General features: G+C 69.7%; 22 protein-coding genes. 6 read left to right on the top strand and 16 right to left on the bottom strand.

Annotated elements, in window-relative coordinates:
* Positions 1 to 135: 135 nt before the first annotated feature.
* From ACH414_RS09090 to ACH414_RS09080, 3 genes are all read right to left on the bottom strand, one after another.
* Positions 136 to 459, bottom strand: a complete 324-nt coding sequence (locus ACH414_RS09090) for an STAS domain-containing protein (protein ID WP_024761898.1) — start codon at positions 457 to 459, stop codon at positions 136 to 138.
* 173 nt (positions 460 to 632) lie between these two features.
* Positions 633 to 1,481 (bottom strand): 3-hydroxyacyl-CoA dehydrogenase family protein, encoded by an 849-nt coding sequence (locus ACH414_RS09085; RefSeq protein WP_398941324.1) that lies wholly within the window; start codon positions 1,479 to 1,481, stop codon positions 633 to 635.
* Between the two features lie 181 nt (positions 1,482 to 1,662).
* Positions 1,663 to 2,301: a TetR/AcrR family transcriptional regulator gene (locus tag ACH414_RS09080; RefSeq protein WP_382537910.1), complete on the bottom strand. Its 639-nt coding sequence runs from the start codon at positions 2,299 to 2,301 to the stop codon at positions 1,663 to 1,665.
* An 84-nt stretch (positions 2,302 to 2,385) separates the two neighbouring features.
* Here ACH414_RS09080 and ACH414_RS09075 point away from each other — a divergent pair, with 84 nt between their 5' ends.
* The 3 genes from ACH414_RS09075 (at position 2,386) to ACH414_RS09065 (ending at position 4,618) form a co-directional block, all read left to right on the top strand.
* Entirely contained in the window at positions 2,386 to 3,159 is a 774-nt protein-coding gene (locus ACH414_RS09075) for an ABC transporter ATP-binding protein (protein WP_382537907.1), read from the top strand.
* A gap of 21 nt (positions 3,160 to 3,180) precedes the next feature.
* A complete protein-coding gene (locus tag ACH414_RS09070) occupies positions 3,181 to 3,930 on the top strand; it encodes an ABC transporter permease (protein ID WP_386565769.1) in 750 nt (249 codons plus the stop codon).
* A gap of 115 nt (positions 3,931 to 4,045) precedes the next feature.
* The gene (locus tag ACH414_RS09065; protein ID WP_382537901.1) at positions 4,046 to 4,618 is read left to right on the top strand and encodes a cob(I)yrinic acid a,c-diamide adenosyltransferase; all 573 of its coding nucleotides are present in this window, start codon (positions 4,046 to 4,048) and stop codon (positions 4,616 to 4,618) included.
* Here the strand turns inward: ACH414_RS09065 and ACH414_RS09060 are convergent.
* The gene (locus ACH414_RS09060; protein WP_382537898.1) at positions 4,538 to 5,167 is read right to left on the bottom strand and encodes a hypothetical protein; all 630 of its coding nucleotides are present in this window, start codon (positions 5,165 to 5,167) and stop codon (positions 4,538 to 4,540) included. The two genes, ACH414_RS09065 and ACH414_RS09060, sit on opposite strands and share 81 nt — an antisense overlap.
* 151 nt (positions 5,168 to 5,318) lie before the next feature.
* Between ACH414_RS09060 and ACH414_RS09055 the strand changes: the two genes are divergently transcribed.
* The 3 genes from ACH414_RS09055 (at position 5,319) to ACH414_RS09045 (ending at position 9,122) form a co-directional block, all read left to right on the top strand.
* Complete coding sequence (locus ACH414_RS09055; protein WP_382537896.1) at positions 5,319 to 6,515, top strand: sensor histidine kinase; 1,197 nt, start codon at positions 5,319 to 5,321, stop codon at positions 6,513 to 6,515.
* Positions 6,512 to 7,150 carry a response regulator gene (locus ACH414_RS09050; RefSeq protein ID WP_382537893.1) on the top strand — a complete coding sequence of 213 codons (639 nt, stop codon included), beginning with the start codon at positions 6,512 to 6,514 and terminating at the stop codon, positions 7,148 to 7,150. The genes ACH414_RS09055 and ACH414_RS09050 overlap by 4 nt, the downstream gene beginning before the upstream one ends.
* A gap of 208 nt (positions 7,151 to 7,358) precedes the next feature.
* Positions 7,359 to 9,122, top strand: a complete 1,764-nt coding sequence (locus tag ACH414_RS09045; protein WP_386566032.1) for a glycosyl hydrolase family 18 protein — start codon at positions 7,359 to 7,361, stop codon at positions 9,120 to 9,122.
* On the opposite strand, the gene ACH414_RS09040 is transcribed toward ACH414_RS09045, so the two are convergent.
* The 12 genes from ACH414_RS09040 to ACH414_RS08985 form a co-directional block, all read right to left on the bottom strand.
* The gene (locus ACH414_RS09040) at positions 9,119 to 9,778 is read right to left on the bottom strand and encodes a 4'-phosphopantetheinyl transferase family protein (protein WP_382537890.1); all 660 of its coding nucleotides are present in this window, start codon (positions 9,776 to 9,778) and stop codon (positions 9,119 to 9,121) included. The two genes, ACH414_RS09045 and ACH414_RS09040, sit on opposite strands and share 4 nt — an antisense overlap.
* A gap of 58 nt (positions 9,779 to 9,836) precedes the next feature.
* Positions 9,837 to 10,283 carry a DUF2550 domain-containing protein gene (locus ACH414_RS09035; protein WP_382537887.1) on the bottom strand — a complete coding sequence of 149 codons (447 nt, stop codon included), beginning with the start codon at positions 10,281 to 10,283 and terminating at the stop codon, positions 9,837 to 9,839.
* A 144-nt stretch (positions 10,284 to 10,427) separates the two neighbouring features.
* Entirely contained in the window at positions 10,428 to 10,802 is a 375-nt protein-coding gene (locus ACH414_RS09030) for a F0F1 ATP synthase subunit epsilon (protein WP_382537884.1), read from the bottom strand.
* A gap of 113 nt (positions 10,803 to 10,915) precedes the next feature.
* Complete coding sequence (gene atpD, locus ACH414_RS09025) at positions 10,916 to 12,355, bottom strand: F0F1 ATP synthase subunit beta (protein WP_382537882.1); 1,440 nt, start codon at positions 12,353 to 12,355, stop codon at positions 10,916 to 10,918.
* A complete protein-coding gene (locus ACH414_RS09020; protein ID WP_382537880.1) occupies positions 12,355 to 13,272 on the bottom strand; it encodes a F0F1 ATP synthase subunit gamma in 918 nt (305 codons plus the stop codon). Before ACH414_RS09020 ends, atpD begins: the two co-directional genes overlap by 1 nt.
* Before the next feature lie 20 nt (positions 13,273 to 13,292).
* Positions 13,293 to 14,888 (bottom strand): F0F1 ATP synthase subunit alpha, encoded by a 1,596-nt coding sequence (atpA, locus tag ACH414_RS09015; protein ID WP_382537878.1) that lies wholly within the window; start codon positions 14,886 to 14,888, stop codon positions 13,293 to 13,295.
* A gap of 132 nt (positions 14,889 to 15,020) precedes the next feature.
* Positions 15,021 to 15,836, bottom strand: coding sequence for a F0F1 ATP synthase subunit delta (locus ACH414_RS09010; protein WP_382537875.1), 816 nt, complete (start codon positions 15,834 to 15,836; stop codon positions 15,021 to 15,023).
* Entirely contained in the window at positions 15,833 to 16,378 is a 546-nt protein-coding gene (locus ACH414_RS09005; RefSeq protein WP_382537873.1) for a F0F1 ATP synthase subunit B, read from the bottom strand. Before ACH414_RS09005 ends, ACH414_RS09010 begins: the two co-directional genes overlap by 4 nt.
* A gap of 41 nt (positions 16,379 to 16,419) precedes the next feature.
* Positions 16,420 to 16,653, bottom strand: coding sequence for an ATP synthase F0 subunit C (atpE, locus tag ACH414_RS09000; protein ID WP_010474382.1), 234 nt, complete (start codon positions 16,651 to 16,653; stop codon positions 16,420 to 16,422).
* 94 nt (positions 16,654 to 16,747) lie between these two features.
* On the bottom strand, positions 16,748 to 17,557 hold the full coding sequence (gene atpB / locus ACH414_RS08995) for a F0F1 ATP synthase subunit A (protein WP_132913413.1): 810 nt from the start codon (positions 17,555 to 17,557) through the stop codon (positions 16,748 to 16,750).
* Between the two features lie 222 nt (positions 17,558 to 17,779).
* Complete coding sequence (locus ACH414_RS08990) at positions 17,780 to 18,193, bottom strand: hypothetical protein (protein WP_382537870.1); 414 nt, start codon at positions 18,191 to 18,193, stop codon at positions 17,780 to 17,782.
* A 274-nt stretch (positions 18,194 to 18,467) separates the two neighbouring features.
* Positions 18,468 to 19,799, bottom strand: a complete 1,332-nt coding sequence (locus ACH414_RS08985) for an MraY family glycosyltransferase (RefSeq protein ID WP_382537867.1) — start codon at positions 19,797 to 19,799, stop codon at positions 18,468 to 18,470.
* Positions 19,800 to 19,837: the final 38 nt, after the last annotated feature.

Genomic DNA, 19,837 nt, shown 5'->3' with positions numbered 1-19,837 from the left:
CGGGAACAGGCGGGGTGCCGTGGAGACCAAGACGTCACGGTCTTGTGAGGATTGAGCGTGACGCCTGGTTCTCACAGCAGCTTCACACATATGCCGGAGTCACATGCCCACCGGCCGCCCCTCGTTCGACCCGGGTCACACGCGGGGCAGCGACTCCGCGGCGAGGCCGCCCTCGATGGCAAGGATGCGGTGCAGCCGGGTGGCCACGAGGAGGCGCTGCATCTGGGGCGGGACCCCGCGCAGCACCAGGCGGCGGCCGCAGCGGCCGGCCCGGCGGTGGGCGCCCATGATGACCCCGAGCCCGGTGGCGTCCCAGGAGTCGAGGCCGGTCAGGTCGAGCACGAGGTCGCCGACTCCGTCGTCGACCGCCGAGTGCAGGACCGTTCGGGCGTCCGCCGCGCTGCGGACGTCGAGGCGGCCCCCGACGACCAGCTCGACGTGGTCGCCCCTGATGTGCATATGCGCTCCCCGAGAGTGCTCCGTCGTGTGCCCGTCTTCGCAACGACTGACTGCCGCATCGGCAGAAGCGTTGCGCCTTGTAAGCGAACCGATATCGAAATTCACCCCGAGGGGCGATGGCGCGGAGGGCGGTCGGACCCCTGTGCGGGTTCCGTACCGACCCCCGTGCGGCATCAGTACGTGTAGAAGCCCTGCCCGCTCTTGCGGCCGATGTCACCCGCGTCCACCATCCGGCGCATCAGCTCCGGCGGGGCGAACTTCTCGTCCTGGGTCTCGGTGTAGATGTTGCTCGTGGCGTTGACGAGGATGTCGACGCCGGTGAGGTCGGTGGTGGTGAGCGGCCCCATCGCGTGCCCGAAGCCGAGCTTGCAGGCGATGTCGATGTCCTCGGCGGTGGCGACGCCCGACTCGTACAGCTTGGCGGCCTCGACGACCAGCGCCGAGATGAGGCGGGTGGTGACGAAGCCGGCGACGTCGCGGTTGACGACGATGCAGGTCTTGCCGACGGACTCGGCGAACTCCCGCGCGGTGGCGAGGGTGGCGTCGCTGGTCTTGTAGCCGCGGACGAGCTCGCAGAGCTGCATCATCGGGACCGGCGAGAAGAAGTGGGTGCCGACGACGGCCTCCGGGCGCTCCGTGACCGCGGCGATCTTGGTGATCGGGATGGCGGAGGTGTTGGAGGCGAGGACCGCGCCGTCCTTGGCGACCTTGTCGAGGGCGCGGAAGATCTCGTGCTTGACCTCGAGCTTCTCGAAGACGGCCTCGACGACGATGTCGGCGTCGGCGACGGCCTCGAAGTCGGTGGTGGCGGTGATCCGGCCGAACGCGGCCTCGGCCTCGGCGGCGTCCAGCTTGCCCTTGGCGACGAAGCGGTCGTAGGACGTCTTGATGGCGTCGGTGCCCCGGGTCAGCGCGGCGTCGGTGACGTCACGCAGGACGACGTCCCAGCCTGCCTGGGCCGAGACCTGCGCGATGCCGGACCCCATGAGTCCGGCCCCGATGACGGCGAGCTTCCTGGCCACGTCTTCCACCCCTCAATGCCCTCAACAACTGTTCACTTCTGGCTCTTCGGCGGAGATTAGCGGGCGCGGGGCGCCAAGTGACCGTGAAGTAACGCGCGTCACGCCCGGTTTGACGGACGTCACACTCGCGACACCCCCTGCGGCGGGCGGACGGGCGCGCACAGGTGCGCGCGGGCGGGCTTCAGCCGGTCCGCACCGCGTAGCCGAGCACTCCCGCGCCGAGCAGCTCCTCGATCTCGTCGAGCAGGTCGAGGGCCTCGCGGGAGACCTCGTTCGCCTTGCCGCCCGCGGTCATCCGGGCGCTGACGAATCCGATGACGGTGTCCTGGATCCAGGCGATCTGGCCGCCGACGAGCAGCGGCATCGGGTCGTCGGGTGCGGCGCCGGTCTCCTCGCGGAGCGCGGCGACGGTGCTGTCGCGGACCTCCTGCTGGAGGTGGAAGAGCCGGGCCTTGAGGGTGGGGGCGTCCTCGATGACCCGCATGAAGTCGGCGTAGCCGTCCATCAGGCCGTACGCGGGCGAGACGGCGGCGACATGGCCGCGGATCTCGCGCAGGACGGCACCGGCCGCGGACTCCCCCGTGTCCCGGCCGCGGATCATCCGCGCCAGGCGGTGGGTGATGCCCTCCATCCGGTCCAGGAAGAGGTCCTCCTTGGCCGGGAAGTAGTTGTACACGGTGTTGACGGAGACGTCCGCCGCCTCCGCGATCTCCGCGACCGTCACGGCCGTGAAGCCGCGCTCCAGGAAGAGCCCGGTCGCGATGTCCGAGATCCGCTGTTTCGTCTGGCGCTTCTTGCGCTCCCTGAGCCCCTCAGCCATGGCCTCATCCTAGGCGCCGATCCAGGGGCCACTGAAAACTTGGAGTCATTGCAATTTTTCGGTGACTCTGTTTTTGTAGTCGTCATGGCAATCATCAGCACCTCCGGGCTTTCCCGGACCTTCCGCACGCCCAAGGGCGAGGTCGAGGCCGTCCGCGGCATCGACCTCACCGTGCGGCCGGGCGAGATCCTCGGCTTCCTCGGCCCCAACGGCGCCGGCAAGACCACCACCCTGCGGATGCTCACCACGCTGCTCCCGCCCACCGGCGGCACCGCCACCGTCGCCGGCCACGACCTGGTCACCGACCCCGTCGGGGTCCGGCGCCGGATCGGCTACGTCGCCCAGTCCGGCGGCGTCGACCCGCAGGAGACCGTGCGCTCCGAACTCGTCCTCCAGGGCCGGCTGTACGGGCTCTCCCGCGCCGAGGCCGCCGAACGCGCCGCCGAGCTCGCCCGCGACCTCGACCTCACCGGGTTCCTCGACCGGAGCACCACCGCCCTCTCCGGCGGCCAGCGGCGCCGGCTCGACCTCGCCCTGGGCCTGACCCACCGCCCCGAGCTGCTGTTCCTCGACGAGCCGACCACCGGCCTCGACCCGGGCAGCCGGGCCGCCCTGTGGGACCTCGTGCGCCGGCTGCGCGACGAGCACGGCACCACCGTCGTCCTGACCACCCACTACCTCGACGAGGCCGACGCCCTCGCCGAGCGGGTGGTGATCATCGACCGGGGCGTCGTCGCGGCCGAGGGCACCCCGGCCGCGCTCAAGGAGGCGCACGCCGCGGACACCCTCCAGGACGCCTTCCTCTCCGTCACCGGCCGTCGCCCCGCGCCCGCCGACCCCACTCCCGTCGCCGTCTAGAAACCGGTCCAGGAACCCCCGATGCCTCTCCACGACACCGCGGTCCTCTTCGGGCGCTACGCCCGCCAGACCCTGCGCTCCCCGTTCCAGATCCTCTTCGGCGTCCTCATGCCGCTGCTCTACCTCTTCTTCTTCGGCCCCCTGCTCACCGAGCTGCCGCTCGGCCGCTCGGGCGACTCCTGGCAGGTCCTGGTCCCCGGACTGCTGCTCCAGCTCGGCCTGTTCGGGGCCTCCTTCGCCGGCTTCGCCGTCATCATGGAGAAGAACTGGGGCGTCCTCGAACGCCTCCGGGCGACCCCGGTCAGCCGGGGCGCGCTGCTGCTCGGCCGGGTGCTGCGGGACACCGCGCTCTTCGTCTTCCAGGCCGTGCTGCTGGTCCTCGCGGCCCTGCTCATGGGCCTGCGGGCCCCGCTCGGCGGCCTGCTCATCGGCTTCGCGTTCGTCGCCCTGCTGACCTTCGCGCTCGCCTCCCTTTCGTACGTGCTCGCGCTGAAGCTGCCCAGCCCCCAGGAGTTCGGCCCCGCGGTCAACACCCTCGCGATGCCGTCGATGCTGCTGTCCGGCCTGATGCTCCCGATGGCCCTCGCCCCGGGCTGGCTCGACGTCCTGTCGCACCTCATGCCGTTCCGGTACCTCGTGGACGCGGTCAGAGACGCCTACGTCGGGCGGTACGCGACCACGACGATGCTGTACGGGGTGCTCGTCGCCGTCGGACTCACGGCCCTGGCCGTGACGGTGGGCACCCGCACGTTCCGGAAGGCCGGGGCGTGATCAGGGGGTGCCGTGCCGGTCAGGCCGGATCGGGGAGCGAGGACAACGCGGCGAGCGTGCGGGCCGGGTCCCGCGGGCCCGGCCTGACCGCCAAGGCACCCCCTAGGCTGACCCCATGGTCAATCTGACGCGCATCTACACCCGCACCGGCGACAAGGGCACCACCGCGCTGGGCGACATGAGCCGGACCGCCAAGACGGATCTGCGGATCTCGGCGTACGCCGACGCCAACGAGGCCAACGCCGTCATCGGCACGGCCATCGCGCTCGGGCAGCTCGACGAGGAGGTCGTGAAGGTCCTCGTCCGCGTCCAGAACGACCTGTTCGACGTGGGCGCGGACCTGTCCACCCCGGTGGTACCCGACCCGCAGTACCCGCCGCTGCGCGTCGAGCAGGCCTACGTCGACAAGCTGGAGGCGGACTGCGACCGCTTCCTGGAGCAGCTCGACAAGCTGCGTTCCTTCATCCTGCCCGGCGGCACGCCCGGCGCGGCGCTGCTGCACCAGGCGTGCACGGTGGTCCGGCGGGCGGAGCGCTCCACATGGGCGGCGATCGAGGTGCACGGCGAGACGATGAACCCGCTGACCGCCACGTATCTCAACCGGCTCTCAGACCTGCTCTTCATCCTTGCCAGGACGGCGAACAAGGAGGTCGGGGACGTGCTCTGGGTCCCGGGCGGGGACCGCTGACCGCCCGGCCCTCGCGGCGGGGTCCTTCTTCGGCCAGATCGCGTACGACAGCGCGATCAGGCCGTGGATGCCCGCCGCCCGCCAGGCGACGAGGATCCAGCCCCTGAGCGACTCGGTGCTGCCGGAGTCGCCCACGTACCCGATCGCCAGGAGCAGCAGCCCGCTCGCGACGGCGGCGGCGACCAGCGAGCCGAGCCAGACCCTGCCCTCGTGGCGGGCCCGGGCCATCCCGTAGCGCGGCGGCTTGGGGGGCGGCGGGCCGCCGGCCAGGCGGTGGGCGGCGTGGCCGTCGAGCCACTTCACCGTGCGGTGGCCGTGGCCGACCGTGTAGCCGATGTACAGCGCCGCGAGGCCGTGCTTCCAGCTCGGGTCGGCACCGTTCTTCAGGTCGATCGCGGTGACCACGAGCAGCACGACCTCCAGGAGCGGCTCGCACAGCAGCAGCGCCAGGCCGAGGCGCGGCATCTTCAGCAGGTAGCGGGCGGCCAGGCCGGCGGCCAGCAGGACCCAGAAGCCGATCTCGCAGATCACGATCAGGGTGACGATCACGGCACTCTCCTCTCGGTACCCGTTCAGCCTCCCGTGCGCCGCGGGCCGTTTCGTCGTCGGCGGTGAGGAACCGCGTCTACATCCTTCGACGGAGGCACGGCTCGGCCCGTACGAGGAGGCGGGGGGCGTGGCCGGCGTGTTGGATGGGGGTGTGCGCCTGCCCCGACCTCACCGTGACGATCTGTTCATCGCCGCCGGCGGCCTGGCCTGCGGCCTGCTGCTGTGGTCGTTCGGGCTGTACAACACGGCGGACCACGTCTTTCCGCAGCGCTGGGCGACGCTGGTCCCGCTCTTCGTGATGGCCTCCATGGAGGCGCTGCGGCGCACCGCGCCCCGGGTGGCGCTGCCCGTGGGGACCGTCGCGATCGTGGCCGACCAGCTCACCCACGGCAATCTCGCCACGGTGCTGATGTTCACGGACGTCGTCTACGCGGCCGTGGTGTACGGCTCCCCCGCCGCCGCCCGCCGCATCCCGTACACGACGGGTCTGATCACCGTCGGCGGCACCATCGTCCTGCTGGTGTGGTGGCAGAACGCGATCGCCCTGCTGGTCGGGGTGCTCAGCGCCATGGTCTCCTTCCTGCCCGCGGTGACCGGTGCCATCGTGCGCAACCACCGGCAGGCCGCCGACGCGGCGCGGCTGCGCGCGGAGCAGACGGCGCTGCTCGCGGAGATGGACCGGGCTCAGGCGGTGGGCGCCGAGCGCGCCCGGATGGCCCGCGAGCTGCACGACATGGTCGCCAACCACCTCTCGGCCATCGCGATCCACTCCACGGCCGCGCTCTCGCTCGACGACGCGGCCACCACCCGGCAGGCGCTGGGCGTGATCCGGGAGAACAGCGTGGCGGGCCTGGCCGAGATGCGGCGGCTCATCGGCCTGCTCAGGGACAGCGGCGGGGAGGCCGAACCGCTGGCCGCGCCGCGGCTCTCGGGCCTGGCGGCGCTGCTCGCGCAGGCACGGACGAACGGGGAGTCCAGCGGTCTCGCCTTCACGCTCGACGACCGGCGCGCGCAGGACGGACAGCCGCTGCCGGCGCCGGTCGAGCTGGCCGCGTACAGGATCGTGCAGGAGTCGCTGACCAATGCGCTCAAGCACGCGGTGGCCGGTACGGTCACGGTCTTCCTGGCCCGGGACGCACGGGCCCTCACGGTGCGGGTGACCAGCCCGTTCGGTGACCGGCCGGGACCGCGGGCACCTGGCTCGGGGGCCGGTCTGGTGGGGATGGGCGAGCGGGTGGCGCTGCTCGGCGGGACGTTCGAGGCGGGGCCCGTGCCGGGTGCGGACGGGACGAAGATCTGGCAGGTGCGGGCCGAGCTGCCCGCCGAGGAGAGGACACCGGAGGCATGACGATCCGGATCGTGGTCGCCGAGGACCAGAGCGCGGTGCGCGCGGGGCTCGTGCTGATCCTGGGCAGTGCGCCGGACATCGAGGTGGTGGGCGAGGCGGCGGACGGCGAGCGGGCGGTGGAGCTGGCCCGTGAACTGCGCCCGGACCTGGTCCTGATGGATGTGCAGATGCCGAAGACGGACGGGGTGACGGCGACGCGGACCGTGGTGTCGGAGGGGCTCGCCGACGTCCTGGTGCTGACCACGTTCGACCTGGACGAGTACGTCTTCGGGGCGCTGCGAGCGGGGGCCTCGGGCTTCCTGCTGAAGAACACCGAGGCGAACGACCTGATCGCGGCGGTGCGGACGGTGGCGGGCGGCGAGGGTCTGATCGCGCCCGCGGTGACCCGCCGGCTGATCGCCGAGTTCGCCGCCCCGAGCCGCCCGGCCCCGCGGCCGGGGGTGCTCGACGGGTTGACGCCCCGGGAGCGCGAGGTGCTGTCGGCGCTGGGCGGGGGGCTTTCGAACGCGGAGATCGCGGTACGGCTCGACATGGCGGAGGCGACCGTGAAGACCCATGTGTCGAAGGTCCTCGGCAAGCTCGAACTGCGCTCCCGGGTGCAAGCGGCGGTCCTCGCGCGGGAGTTGGGCGTCTGAGTCCAGGGTTCCAACGTTGGTCTGGACCTCTTGACGGCTGGTCCAGACCTTTCTACGCTCGGCGGGCGCGCGCACCTTCGGACCACCCCCACCCTTGTCGTCCGCAACTTGAGGAGCACCGTTGAGCACTCAAGCACCGACGCGCAGAGCAGGGTTCAGACACCGGGCCGCCGCCGGTCTGACCGCCCTCGTCCTGCCTCTGGCCGCCATGATCGGCCTCGCCGCCCCCGCCGAGGCCGCCACCTCGGCCACCGCCACGTACACCAAGGTCTCCGACTGGGGCACCGGCTTCGAGGGCAAGTGGACGGTGAAGAACACCGGCACCACGTCCCTCTCCTCCTGGACCGTCGAGTGGGACTACCCCTCCGGCACCGCGGTCACCTCCGCCTGGGACGCCACCGTCACCAGCTCCGGAACCCACTGGACCGCCAAGAACGTCGGCTGGAACGGCACCCTCGCCCCCGGCGCCACCGTCTCCTTCGGCTTCAACGGCACCGGCTCCGGAGCGCCCAGCGGCTGTAAGGTCAACGGCGGCTCGTGCGACGGCTCCACCCAGCCCGGGGACAACCCGCCCTCCGCCCCCGGCACCCCGGTCGCCTCCGGCATCACCGACACCTCGGTGAAGCTCACCTGGACCGCGGCCACCGACGACAAGGGCATCAAGAACTACGACGTCAAGCGGGACGGCACCACGATCGCCACGGTGACCGGCCTCACGTACACCAACACGGGCCTGACCGCCGGCACCGACTACAGCTACACCGTCGTCGCCCGCGACACCGTCGACCAGACCGGCCCCGCCAGCGGCGCCACCCCGGTGCGCACCACGGGCGGCGGCGGAGGCAACCCGCAGCCCGGCAACACGGTGAAGATGGGCTACTTCACCAACTGGGGCGTCTACGGGCGCAACTACCACGTCAAGAACATCGTGACCTCCGGCTCCGCGGCCAAGATCACCCACATCAACTACGCCTTCGGCAACGTCACCGGCGGCAAGTGCACCATCGGCGACTCCTACGCCGACTACGACAAGGCCTACACCGCCGACCAGTCCGTCGACGGCGTCGCCGACACCTGGGACCAGCCGCTGCGCGGCAACTTCAACCAGCTGCGCAAGCTGAAGAAGGCCTACCCGAACATCAAGGTCATCTGGTCATTCGGCGGCTGGACCTGGTCCGGCGGCTTCGGTCAGGCCGTCCAGAACCCGACCGCCTTCGCCCAGTCCTGCTACGACCTGGTCGAGGACCCGCGCTGGGCCGACGTCTTCGACGGCATCGACCTCGACTGGGAGTACCCGAACGCCTGCGGTCTGTCCTGCGACACCAGCGGCCCGGCCGCGTTCAAGAACATGATGCAGGCCATGCGCGCCAAGTTCGGTGCGAACGCCCTGGTCACCGCGGCCGTCACGGCCGACGCCTCCACCGGCGGCAAGATCGACGCCGCCGACTACGCGGGCGCGGCGCAGTACATGAACTGGTTCAACGTGATGACGTACGACTTCTTCGGCGCCTGGGCGGCGCAGGGCCCCACCGCCCCGCACTCCCCGCTGACCTCGTACGCCGGCATCCCGCAGCAGGGCTTCAACTCCGCCGAGGCCATCGCCAAGTTCAAGGCCAAGGGCGTCCCCGCCAACAAGCTGCTGCTCGGCATCGGCTTCTACGGCCGCGGCTGGACCGGCGTCACCCAGTCCGCGCCCGGCGGCACCGCCACCGGACCCGCGCAGGGCACGTACGAGCAGGGCATCGAGGACTACAAGGTCCTGAAGACCTCCTGCCCGGCCAACGGCACCGTCGCCGGCACCGCCTACGCCCACTGCGGCACCAACTGGTGGAGCTACGACACCCCCGCCACCGTCACCTCGAAGATGAGCTGGGCCAAGAACCAGGGCCTCGGCGGCGCCTTCTTCTGGGAGTTCAGCGGCGACACCGGCAACGGCGAGCTCGTCGGCGCCATCAACAGCGGGCTGGGCTAGCCCACGCTCCGGCGGGGGCGGCGCAGCACGCCGCCCCCGTCATGCCGGACGATCCGGCGGTCGGCGCCCAGCAGGGCGACGGCCCCCCGGTACCCGTCCCCCGCATCCAGGTCGTACAGCCGCACCGGCGGGTGCGGCTGTCCGCCGTCCCGGCCCCGCCAGGCCAGCAGCTCGGCCGGCCGGTCCGGCGCCGAGACCGTGAGCCGCGCGGGATCCACCCGCAGCCCCTCCCCGGTCGCCTTCAGCACGGCCTCCTTGCGCACCCAGTACGAGGTGAAGGCCGCCGCCCGCTCGGACTGGGGCACCCGGTCGAAGACGGTCCGCTCCTGCGCCGAGAGCACCGGCAGCGGCAGCCGGGCCGGCGCGGTGATCCGCTCGACGTCCACGCCCACCGGGGCGTCGGCGGACAGCGCGACGGCCACCAGCTCACCCGAGTGGGAGATCGAGAACTCGACCGGCGCGTCCGTGAGGTACGGCTTGCCGTACGGCCCCGCCGCGAAGACCAGACCCGCCGGATCCCGCTCCAGGGCCGCTCCGAGCACCGAGCGCAGCAGCGCGTGCGCGGTCAGGTACTGCGCGCGGACCGGGCCGTCGGCGAGGGACTCGTACACCCCGCGCTCCCGGACGTCGAGCAGCGCGTACAGGGAAGCGGACACGGAAACGGCCCGGGCGGTCCACACATGGCACTCGCCGGGCCGGGGAAGGTCTCGAAGGTCAGGCCACATTGACACGCTGGCCGGGCGGAGCCGCCTCCAGCCAGGCGAGGAAGCCGGTGAGCGCGTCCTCGCTCATCGCCAGCTCCAGTCGGGTGCCGCGGTGCATACAGCCCTGGATCACCGAGTCGGAGAGCAGCGCCAGCTCCTCCTCGCCCTCGGGCATCCGGCGCTCCAGGACCTCGATGGCCGAGCGCTCCAGGACCCGGCGCGGGCGGGGGGCGTACGAGAAGACCCGGAACCAGGCGATCTCGTCACCGCTGTAGCGGGCGACGCCGTACACCCAGCCCTTGCCGGACGGGTCCGGCTCCTCGGCCACGTTCCAGCGCAGGGAACAGTCGAAGGTGCCGCCGGCACGCTGGATCAGCCTCCGGCGCAAGCCGAAGACGAAGAGTCCGATCACCACCAGTGCGACGACCAGGCCGCACACGAGCAGAGCGAGGAACATCTTCACCGACCTCCTCGCTGCGTCCCGTAACCGGTGGACCCGGCCGTACCGAATACAACCTGCATCTGCATCGCCTCAGCCGCGGCACGGTCTGGAAAATTCCAGCCGTGCCGCGGCTGAGGGCTTGGGCTCTCGCGCGGTCCGCTAGCGGACCGATACCGCGCGCAGCCGGACCTCGGCGCGCCGCTCGGCGGCGGCGTCGGAGTCCGTCTTCGCGCGCTCCAGCGCGCGCTCGGCGCGCTGGGCGTCGATCTCGTCCGCCAGCTCGGCGATCTCCGCGAGCAGAGACAGCTTGTCGTCGGCGAACGAGATGAAACCGCCGTGGACAGCGGCCACGACCGTGCCGCCCTCACTCGTACGGATGGTCACAGGGCCCGACTCCAGCACACCGAGCAGCGGCTGGTGACCGGGCATGACGCCGATGTCGCCGGAGGTCGTACGCGCGATGACCAGGGTGGCCTCGCCGGACCAGACACTCCGGTCCGCGGCGACCAGCTCGACGTGCAGCTCAGCAGCCAAGGGTGGCTCCTCGGGTCACCACCCGGCGGTGCTGCCGGGTGTTGGGATCAATTCTAGAGGGCGTGAAGAGGGGGGCGGGAACGTCTCCCGCCCCCCTCAGGCGAGCACGGGGCTCAGGAGACGCCGAGCTCCTTGGCGTTCTTCTTGAGGTCCTCGAGACCACCACACATGAAGAAGGCCTGCTCCGGGAAGTGGTCGAACTCACCGTCGCAGATCGCGTTGAACGCGGCGATCGACTCGTCGAGCGGAACGTCCGAACCGTCCACGCCGGTGAACTGCTTCGCCGCGTGGGTGTTCTGGGACAGGAAGCGCTCGACACGGCGGGCGCGGTGGACAACGAGCTTGTCCTCCTCGCTCAGCTCGTCGATACCGAGGATCGCGATGATGTCCTGGAGGTCCTTGTACTTCTGCAGGATGCCCTTGACGCGCGTGGCGGCGTCGTAGTGGTCCTGCGCGATGTAGCGCGGGTCCAGGATCCGGGACGTGGAGTCCAGCGGGTCCACGGCCGGGTAGATGCCCTTCTCGGAGATCGGACGGGAGAGAACCGTCGTCGCGTCGAGGTGGGCGAAGGTGGTCGCCGGCGCCGGGTCGGTGAGGTCGTCGGCGGGGACGTAGATCGCCTGCATCGAGGTGATCGAGTGACCACGGGTCGAGGTGATGCGCTCCTGGAGGAGACCCATCTCGTCGGCCAGGTTCGGCTGGTAGCCCACCGCGGAGGGCATACGGCCGAGCAGGGTCGACACCTCGGAACCGGCCTGGGTGAAGCGGAAGATGTTGTCGATGAAGAACAGCACGTCCTGCTTCTGCACATCGCGGAAGTACTCCGCCATGGTCAGACCGGCCAGGGCGACGCGCAGACGGGTGCCCGGGGGCTCGTCCATCTGGCCGAAGACCAGCGCGGTCTTGTCGAGAACGCCGGCCTCCTCCATCTCGACCATGAGGTCGTTGCCCTCACGGGTACGCTCACCGACGCCCGCGAAGACCGACACACCCTCGTGCAGCTTCGCCACACGCATGATCATTTCCTGGATCAGAACGGTCTTGCCGACACCGGCGCCACCGAACAGACCGATCTTTCCACCCTTGACGTACGGGGTGAGGAGGTCGACGACCTTCAGGCCGGTCTCGAACATCTCGGTCTTGGACTCGAGCTGGTCGAAGGCCGGGGCCTTGCGGTGGATCGCCCAGCGCTCGGCGGACGCGACCGTGGACGCGTCCTCGTTCAGGACCTCACCCAGGGTGTTGAACACCTTGCCCTTGGTGACGTCGCCGACGGGCACCGTGATGCCGTCGCCGGTGTCGACCACGGGGGCCTGGCGGACCAGACCGTCGGTGGGCTGCATGGAGATGGTGCGGACCATGCCGTCACCGAGGTGCTGCGCGACCTCGAGGGTCAGCGTCTTGGTGCCCTCACCGGACGGGTCCGGCACCTGCACGTTCAGCGCGTTGTAGATCTCCGGCATCGCGTCGACGGGGAACTCCACGTCGACGACCGGGCCGATGACCCGGGCGACGCGGCCCGTGGCGGCGGCCGTCTCAACAGTGGTCGTCATTACTTGTCACTCCCCGCGGTCGCGTCGGCCAGGGCTGCGGAGCCACCGACGATCTCGCTGATTTCCTGGGTGATTTCGGCCTGGCGGGCCGCGTTGGCAAGTCGGGTGAGGTTGGTGATCAGCTCACCCGCGTTGTCGGTCGCCGACTTCATCGCGCGTCGCGTGGCGGCGTGCTTGGAAGCAGCCGACTGCAGCAGCGCGTTGTAGATCCGGCTTTCGACGTAGCGCGGCAGGAGAGCGTCCAGGACGTCCTCCGCCGACGGCTCGAAGTCGTACAGCGGGCGGAGCGTGTCCGACTCGCCGGCCTCCTTCGCGACCTCGTCGAGGCTGAGGGGCAGCAGCCGGGCCTCGACCGCCGTCTGCGTCATCATCGAGACGAACTCGGTGTAGACGATGTGGAGCTCGTCCACGCCGCCCTCGGCCGTGTCCTTCTCGATCGCCTCGATCAGCGGTGCCGCGATCTTCTTGGCGTCCGCGTACGTGGGCTCGTCCGTGAAACCGGTCCACGTGTCGACGAGCTTGCGCTCGCGGAAGTTGAAGTGCGCGACACCACGGCGACCGACGACATAGATGTCGACCGCGCGGCCCTCGCCCTCCAGCTTCTTGATCAGCAGTTCCGCCGCCTTGATGGCGTTGGAGTTGAACGCGCCGGCCAGACCGCGGTCGCTCGACAGGAGCAGGACCGCGGCACGGCTGGGGTTCTCCGCCTCGGTGGTCAGCGGGTGCTTGTCGCTGGCCCCCGTGGCCACCGCGGTGACCGCGCGGGTCAGCTCGGTGGCGTAAGGGGTCGACGCCTGCACCTTGCGCTGCGCCTTGACGACGCGCGAGGCGGCGATCATCTCCATCGCCTTGGTGATCTTCTTCGTCGCGGTGACGGATTTGATGCGACGCTTGTAGACCCGGAGCTGCGCTCCCATGAGTCAGGTCCCTTCCGTCGTCACTTCGAGACGTTGACGGCGGCAGCGTCCTCGCCGAGCAGCTTGCCGTCAGAGGTCTCGAACTGCTTCTTGAACTCCGCGATCGCGTCGGCGACGGACTGCAGCGTGTCGTCCGACATCTTGCCGCCCTCACGGATGGAGGTCATGAGGCCCGAGTGGTTCTGGCGCAGGTACGCCAGCATCTCGGCCTCGAAGCGGCGGATGTCGGCCACCGGGACGTCGTCCATCTTGCCGGTGGTGCCGGCCCAGACGGAGACGACCTGGTTCTCGGTCGGCATCGGCTGGTACTGAGCCTGCTTGAGCAGCTCGACCATGCGCTGACCGCGCTCCAGCTGCGCCTTCGAGGCGGCGTCCAGGTCGGAACCGAAGGCGGCGAACGCCTCCAGCTCACGGAACTGGGCCAGGTCCACGCGGAGGCGGCCGGAGATCTGCTTCATCGCCTTGTGCTGGGCGGAGCCACCGACACGCGAGACCGAGATACCGACGTTCAGAGCCGGGCGCTGGCCGGCGTTGAACAGGTCGGACTCCAGGAAGCACTGGCCGTCGGTGATGGAGATGACGTTGGTCGGGATGAACGCCGAGACGTCGTTGGCCTTCGTCTCGACGATCGGCAGACCGGTCATCGAACCCGCACCGAGCTCGTCCGACAGCTTCGCGCAGCGCTCGAGCAGACGCGAGTGCAGGTAGAAGACGTCACCCGGGTAGGCCTCGCGGCCCGGCGGGCGGCGCAGCAGCAGCGACACGGCGCGGTAGGCGTCGGCCTGCTTCGACAGGTCGTCGAAGACGATCAGGACGTGCTTGCCCTGGTACATCCAGTGCTGACCGATGGCGGAACCGGTGTACGGCGCCAGGTACTTGAAGCCGGCCGGGTCGGACGCCGGGGCGGCGACGATGGTCGTGTACTCGAGGGCACCGGCCTCCTCCAGCGCGCCGCGGACGGACGCGATGGTGGAGCCCTTCTGGCCGACGGCGACGTAGATGCAGCGGACCTGCTTGTTCACGTCGCCCGAGCGCCAGTTGTCGCGCTGGTTGATGATCGTGTCGATGCACAGCGCGGTCTTGCCGGTCTGACGGTCACCGATGATCAGCTGACGCTGACCACGGCCGACCGGGGTCATGGCGTCGACGGCCTTGTAGCCGGTCTCCATCGGCTCGTGGACCGACTTGCGCTGCATGACGCCGGGCGCCTGCAGCTCGAGGGCGCGGCGGCCCTCGGTCGCGATCTCGCCGAGACCGTCGATCGGGTTGCCGAGCGGGTCGACGACGCGACCCAGGTATCCCTCACCGACACCGACGGAGAGGACCTCGCCGGTGCGCTGCACCGACTGACCCTCCTCGATGCCGCTGAACTCGCCGAGGACGATCGCACCGATCTCGCGCTCCTCGAGGTTGAGGGCGAGACCGAGGGTGCCGTCCTCGAACTTCAGCAGCTCGTTCGCCATGGCCGAGGGAAGACCCTCGACCTTCGCGATGCCGTCGCCGGCCAGGCTGACCGTGCCGACCTCCTCGCGCGAGGCCGCGTCCGGCTGGTACGACTGGACGAAGGTCTCCAGCGCGTCCCGGATCTCCTCCGGCCGGATCGTGAGCTCCGCCATCTGGGTTCCCTGCTCTCCTTGTTGGGCCCGAAGTTTCTAAGGGGTCTGGGGGCCGACCCCCAGGAATCTTCTGCAATCTCTGCACGGCCCAACCGGGCCGCTGGTGTTGCCTGTCTTGCTGTGTGGCCGGTGTCAGCCGGCCAGTCGCCGGGTCGCCTCGTCGAGGCGCTCCGCGATGGTCCCGTTGATGACCTCGTCACCGACCCGCACCGTGATCCCGCCGAGGACCGTCGGGTCCACGTCCAGGTTCAGGTGCATCTGGCGGCCGTACAGCTTGGCCAGAACGGCACCGAGGCGCTGCTTCTGCTGGTCGGACAGCGGCACCGCCGAGGTGACGACCGCGACCATCCGGTCCCGGCGCGCCGCGGCGAGCTTGGACAGGGACTCGAGTCCCGCTTCCAGGCTACGTCCCCGGGGCTGGGTCACCAGACGGACGACCAGTCGCTCGGTGACGGCGTTCGCCTTGCCGCCGAGCAGGCTGCGCAGCAGCTCGCCCTTGGCGGTGGCCGTGGCCGTCTTGTCCGTCAGCGCCGAGCGGAGCTCGGGGCTGGACGAGACGATCCGGCCGAACCGGAACAGCTCGTCCTCGACGTCGTCGAGGGCACCCGCGCGCTGGGCGGCGGTGAGGTCGGCGATGTTCGCCAGCTCCTCGACCGCGTCGACCAGGTCACGGGAGCTCGACCAGCGCGAGCGGACCATGCCGGAGATCAGGTCGACGGTCTCGCCGCCCACCTGACCGCCCAGGAGTCGCCGCGCGAGCTCGGCCTTGGCCTCGCCCGCCTGCGCCGGGTCGGTCAGGACCCGACGCAGCGACACCTCGCGGTCGAGCAGCGCGGTGACCGCGGCCAGCTCACCGGCGAGCTTCGCCGCGTCGACCGACGTGTTGTCGGTCAGCGCGTCGAGGGCCTCGCGTGCGGCGCCCAGTGCCTCGCGGCTCGCTCCGCTCATCGGACGGCCTCGGCCTTCTCCTCGAGCTCGTCGAGGAAGCGGTCGATGGTGCGGCTCTGGCGGGCGACGTCCTCGAGGGACTCGCCGACCAGCTTCGCGGCCAGGTCGGTGGCGAGCTTGCCGACGTCCTGACGCAGCGCGGCGGACGCGGCCTTGCGGTCGGCCTCGATCTGGGCGTGACCGGCCGCGACGATCTCCTCGCGCTGGCGCTGGCCTTCCGCCTTCATCTCCTGGATGATCGCGGTGCCCTGCTCCGTCGCCTCCTGGCGGAGCCGCGCGGCTTCGTGGCGGGCCTCGGCGAGCTGGGCCTTGTACTGCTCCAGCACACTCTGAGCCTCGATCTGGGCCGACTCGGCCTTCTCGATGCCACCCTCGATGGCGTCGCGACGCTCTTCCAGAACCTTGTTGATGTTCGGGATGAGCTTCTTCGCGAGGAAGCCGAAGACGATGACGAAGGCGATCAGGCCGATGACGAGCTCATCGAGATGCGGGATGAGCGGAGGCTGGGGCTCCGCCGCTTCCGCAAGAAGCAGAGCGTTCACATCAGTGCCTTCCGTAAAAAGGGTCGGGCTGTCGGTCCGGCTTACTTGTAGACGAAGCCCATGACGATGCCGATGAGGGCAAGCGCCTCACAGAAGGCGAAACCCATGATCTGGTTGGTACGGATCAGGCCGGCAGCCTCGGGCTGGCGGGCGAGGGCCTGGGTGCCGTTACCGAAGATGATGCCGACGCCGACGCCGGGGCCGATGGCCGCGAGGCCGTAGCCGATGGAGGCGACGTTTCCGTTGACGGCGGCGAGAGTCTCGAGAGCGGACATGCCGGTTCTTCCTTCTCTTTCAAGGACCCGGTGGGGGTTGGCCACCGGACGACTGTTGGTTTGGGGGTGTGGTGCTGGCTCGGCCGGGACCGGCTCAGTGGTGCTCGGAGAGCGCGCCCTGGACGTAGCTGCAGGCCAGGAGGACGAAGACGTACGCCTGGACGGCCTGGATGAAGAGCTCGAAGGCGGTCATCACGAGGACCATCACGAACGAGGCGCCGGCGTAGACGAAGCCGAGGCCGTGCATGAGGTAGTACGTCGCCAGCGAGAACATCACGATCAGCAGGTGACCGGCGAACATGTTCGCGAACAGTCGGACCGCGTGCGTAAAGGGCCGGATGAGCAGGTTCGAGAAGAACTCGAGAACGACGACCAGGGGAAGGATCGGGCCGAGCGACTTGTCGTAGCCGACGATGTTCTTCCAGCCGCCGACGAAGCCGTGCTTCTTGAAGGTCAGCGAGACCCAGAGGACGTACACGATCAGCGCGAGGGCCGCCGGGAAGGCGATCAGCGAGGTGACCGGGAACTGGGCGAGCGGGATGATCGACCAGAGGTTGAGCATCCACACGAAGAAGAACAGCGACACCATCAGCGGGACGTACTTCTCGCCGTCCTTCTTGCCGATGATCTCGTAGACGATGCCGCGGCGCACGAAGTCGTAACCGGCCTCGCCGACCATCTGCATCTTGCCGGGGATCAGCTTGGGCTTGTTGAAGGCGGCCCAGAAGAAGCCGACGACCACGATCGAGCCCAGGATCGCGAGCAGCATGGGCTTCGTGAACTCGAAGCTCCCCCACGTGGCGATCGGCTCGTACATGAACGTGTGCAGGCCCGGCGCCGGGAAGCCGCATCCGGTGAAGATGTGGCAATCCGGGTCGAAGGCAAGCGTCTGGTCAGCACTCACCGCGGGCTCCTTCAGCGTGGCGCATAGGTACGGCAACCTCGTTGTGTCGGCGCGGCACGCAGCCGCGGGTCGGCACTGGACTGGTCTTACGGATAAGGGGGCGGCGGTTCGGCATCGAGCCTCGCGCTGGGACAGGCGTCTCGGATGCCCGCGCCCGCAGTGCCGCAGTTGGCACCGGACGATAGCAGGAAGCCGAACACGTCTTTATCCCGGCCCTACCCTTCACGACTTCGACCCCGTGTTTCCGGGCTCGACGTACATGATCTTGGCCTTCATGTAGGCCCGGGCCTGGGCGGCGACCCACACCACGGTCGTGGCGAGAAGCGTGAACGCGAAGGCCTTGAAGTCGAACGCCGAGGTGTCCTTCAGCAAGGCCAGGAAGATGAAGAGCACGAGCAGTTGGGCCGTGTAGAGCATCAGCCCCATGGCCTGGAACAGCTGCGGGAGCTTCTTCGCCGTCCGCTGCAGAACCACCAGCCCGAGTCCCATGAAGACGATGACGACCAGGGTGCCGACGACGGCGCCGAGAGCGCCCTTGCCGCCCGCGACGACACCGCTGACGACCGTGGCGATGACGCCGGCGGCAGCGGTGGGTACGGCGGTGTGCAGCAGTAGGCGTGCGTCGTTGGACGGCATGGCGGTGTCTCCGCTTGCTTAAGGGGGCGATGGTGTCGTCAAGGACGAGCGTAAGCCCGGTCCGAGGTGGGTCTCGGGGCCAACAGACCGTCGCACTACGGTCTTTCGGCACTGGCGCCGGGTCTCGTGAACCGTATCACAAACTATTTGAATAGGTCTTTACTCGGGGGGTGTGCCAACTGTCACACCTGAGAGTTACTGCGCGCGTGTGTGCAGGACAGCGGGGCGCCTTGTCTGGTATTGACCCGCGATGCGTTATTCGCGCACCCGTGCGTCAACCGCGCGCTCCGGCCTTACTTCGGTCGGAGAAGCGCGCCCGGTTGCCGATCGCGGTGGAGCCGTTGACCCCGGCGGGCACCGGAAGGTGCTCCTCCCCCGCCTCCTCGGGCGTCCCGGCGGCCGCGGACGGCTCCGAAAGCTCCGGCGCCACGGCGACCTTGCGACGCCGGTAGCGCGGCGGGACGACCGCCTCCGCCCAGCGCGGGGCACGCGGGGTGAACCGCGGCAGCAGGAGCAGCACCAGACCCACCGCGCTCAGGAAGACCACGGCGAGGACGATCCACATCGAGGTCGAGTGCACCGAGTAGGCCAGCGTGCCGAAGGCGATGAGCGCCGACCAGAAGTACATGATCAGCACGGCACGGCTGTGCGAGTGGCCGATCTCCAGGAGCCGGTGGTGCAGGTGCCCGCGGTCCGCGGCGAACGGCGACTGGCCCTTCCAGGTGCGGCGCACGATCGCGAGCACCAGGTCCGCCATCGGGATCGCGATGATGGTCAGCGGGAGCACCAGCGGGATGAAGACCGGCAGGGCCGCGTGGGTGGCCGCCTTGGTCGAGCCCTCGAAGATCTTCAGGGCGTCGGGGTCGACCTGGCCCGTGATCGAGATGGCCGACGCGGCCAGGATGAGGCCGATCAGCATCGAGCCGGAGTCGCCCATGAAGATCCGCGCCGGGTGCATGTTGTGCGGCAGGAAGCCCAGGCACATGCCCATCAGGATCGCGGCGAACAGGGTCGCGGGGGCGGCCGCCTCGATCGTGTAGCCGAACCAGATCCGGTACGCGTAGAGGAAGAAGGCGGCGGCGGCGATGCAGACCATGCCGGCGGCGAGGCCGTCGAGACCGTCGACGAAGTTCACCGCGTTGATGGTGAGGACGACCAGGGCGACGGTCAGCAGGGTGCCCTGCCACTGGGTCAGCGCGACCGTCCCGACGCCGGGGATGGGCAGCCACAGGATCGTCAGACCCTGCATGACCATCACGCCCGCGGAGATCATCTGCGCGCCCAGCTTGATCAGCGCGTCCAGCTCGAACTTGTCGTCGAGGACGCCGATCAGCCAGATCAGGGCGGCGCCGGAGAGCAGCGCGCGGGGCTCGTTGGAGAGCTCGAAGACGCTGTTGAGGTTCTGCAGGTGGTCGGCGACCAGGAGTCCCGCGCACAGTCCGAAGAACATGGCGATGCCACCGAGCCGCGGAGTCGGTTCTCGGTGTACGTCGCGGGCGCGGATCTCCGGCATCGCCCCGGTCGCGATGGCGAACTTCCGCACCGGACCGGTCAGCAGATAGGTCACCGCGGCCGTGACACAGAGCGTCAGCAGGTAATCACGCACGGGCTGCCCCACAGGAATCGCTGGCCATCTCAGCCCCA

Source organism: Streptomyces sp. NPDC020422, from assembly GCF_044386705.1.
Taxonomy (GTDB): domain Bacteria; phylum Actinomycetota; class Actinomycetes; order Streptomycetales; family Streptomycetaceae; genus Streptomyces.
This window is presented reverse-complemented; position numbering and strand designations above follow the sequence as displayed.

Coding starts and splice junctions, on each gene's coding strand:
- ACH414_RS09090 (WP_024761898.1), bottom strand. CDS start 459: ATGCACATCAGGGGCGACCACGTCGAGCTGGTCGTCGGGGGCCGCCTC.
- ACH414_RS09080 (WP_382537910.1), bottom strand. CDS start 2,301: ATGGCTGAGGGGCTCAGGGAGCGCAAGAAGCGCCAGACGAAACAGCGG.
- ACH414_RS09075 (WP_382537907.1), top strand. CDS start 2,386: ATGGCAATCATCAGCACCTCCGGGCTTTCCCGGACCTTCCGCACGCCC.
- ACH414_RS09070 (WP_386565769.1), top strand. CDS start 3,181: ATGCCTCTCCACGACACCGCGGTCCTCTTCGGGCGCTACGCCCGCCAG.
- ACH414_RS09065 (WP_382537901.1), top strand. CDS start 4,046: ATGGTCAATCTGACGCGCATCTACACCCGCACCGGCGACAAGGGCACC.
- ACH414_RS09050 (WP_382537893.1), top strand. CDS start 6,512: ATGACGATCCGGATCGTGGTCGCCGAGGACCAGAGCGCGGTGCGCGCG.
- ACH414_RS09045 (WP_386566032.1), top strand. CDS start 7,359: ATGATCGGCCTCGCCGCCCCCGCCGAGGCCGCCACCTCGGCCACCGCC.
- ACH414_RS09035 (WP_382537887.1), bottom strand. CDS start 10,283: ATGTTCCTCGCTCTGCTCGTGTGCGGCCTGGTCGTCGCACTGGTGGTG.
- atpD (WP_382537882.1), bottom strand. CDS start 12,355: ATGACGACCACTGTTGAGACGGCCGCCGCCACGGGCCGCGTCGCCCGG.
- ACH414_RS09020 (WP_382537880.1), bottom strand. CDS start 13,272: ATGGGAGCGCAGCTCCGGGTCTACAAGCGTCGCATCAAATCCGTCACC.
- atpA (WP_382537878.1), bottom strand. CDS start 14,888: ATGGCGGAGCTCACGATCCGGCCGGAGGAGATCCGGGACGCGCTGGAG.
- ACH414_RS09010 (WP_382537875.1), bottom strand. CDS start 15,836: ATGAGCGGAGCGAGCCGCGAGGCACTGGGCGCCGCACGCGAGGCCCTC.
- atpE (WP_010474382.1), bottom strand. CDS start 16,653: ATGTCCGCTCTCGAGACTCTCGCCGCCGTCAACGGAAACGTCGCCTCC.
- ACH414_RS08990 (WP_382537870.1), bottom strand. CDS start 18,193: ATGCCGTCCAACGACGCACGCCTACTGCTGCACACCGCCGTACCCACC.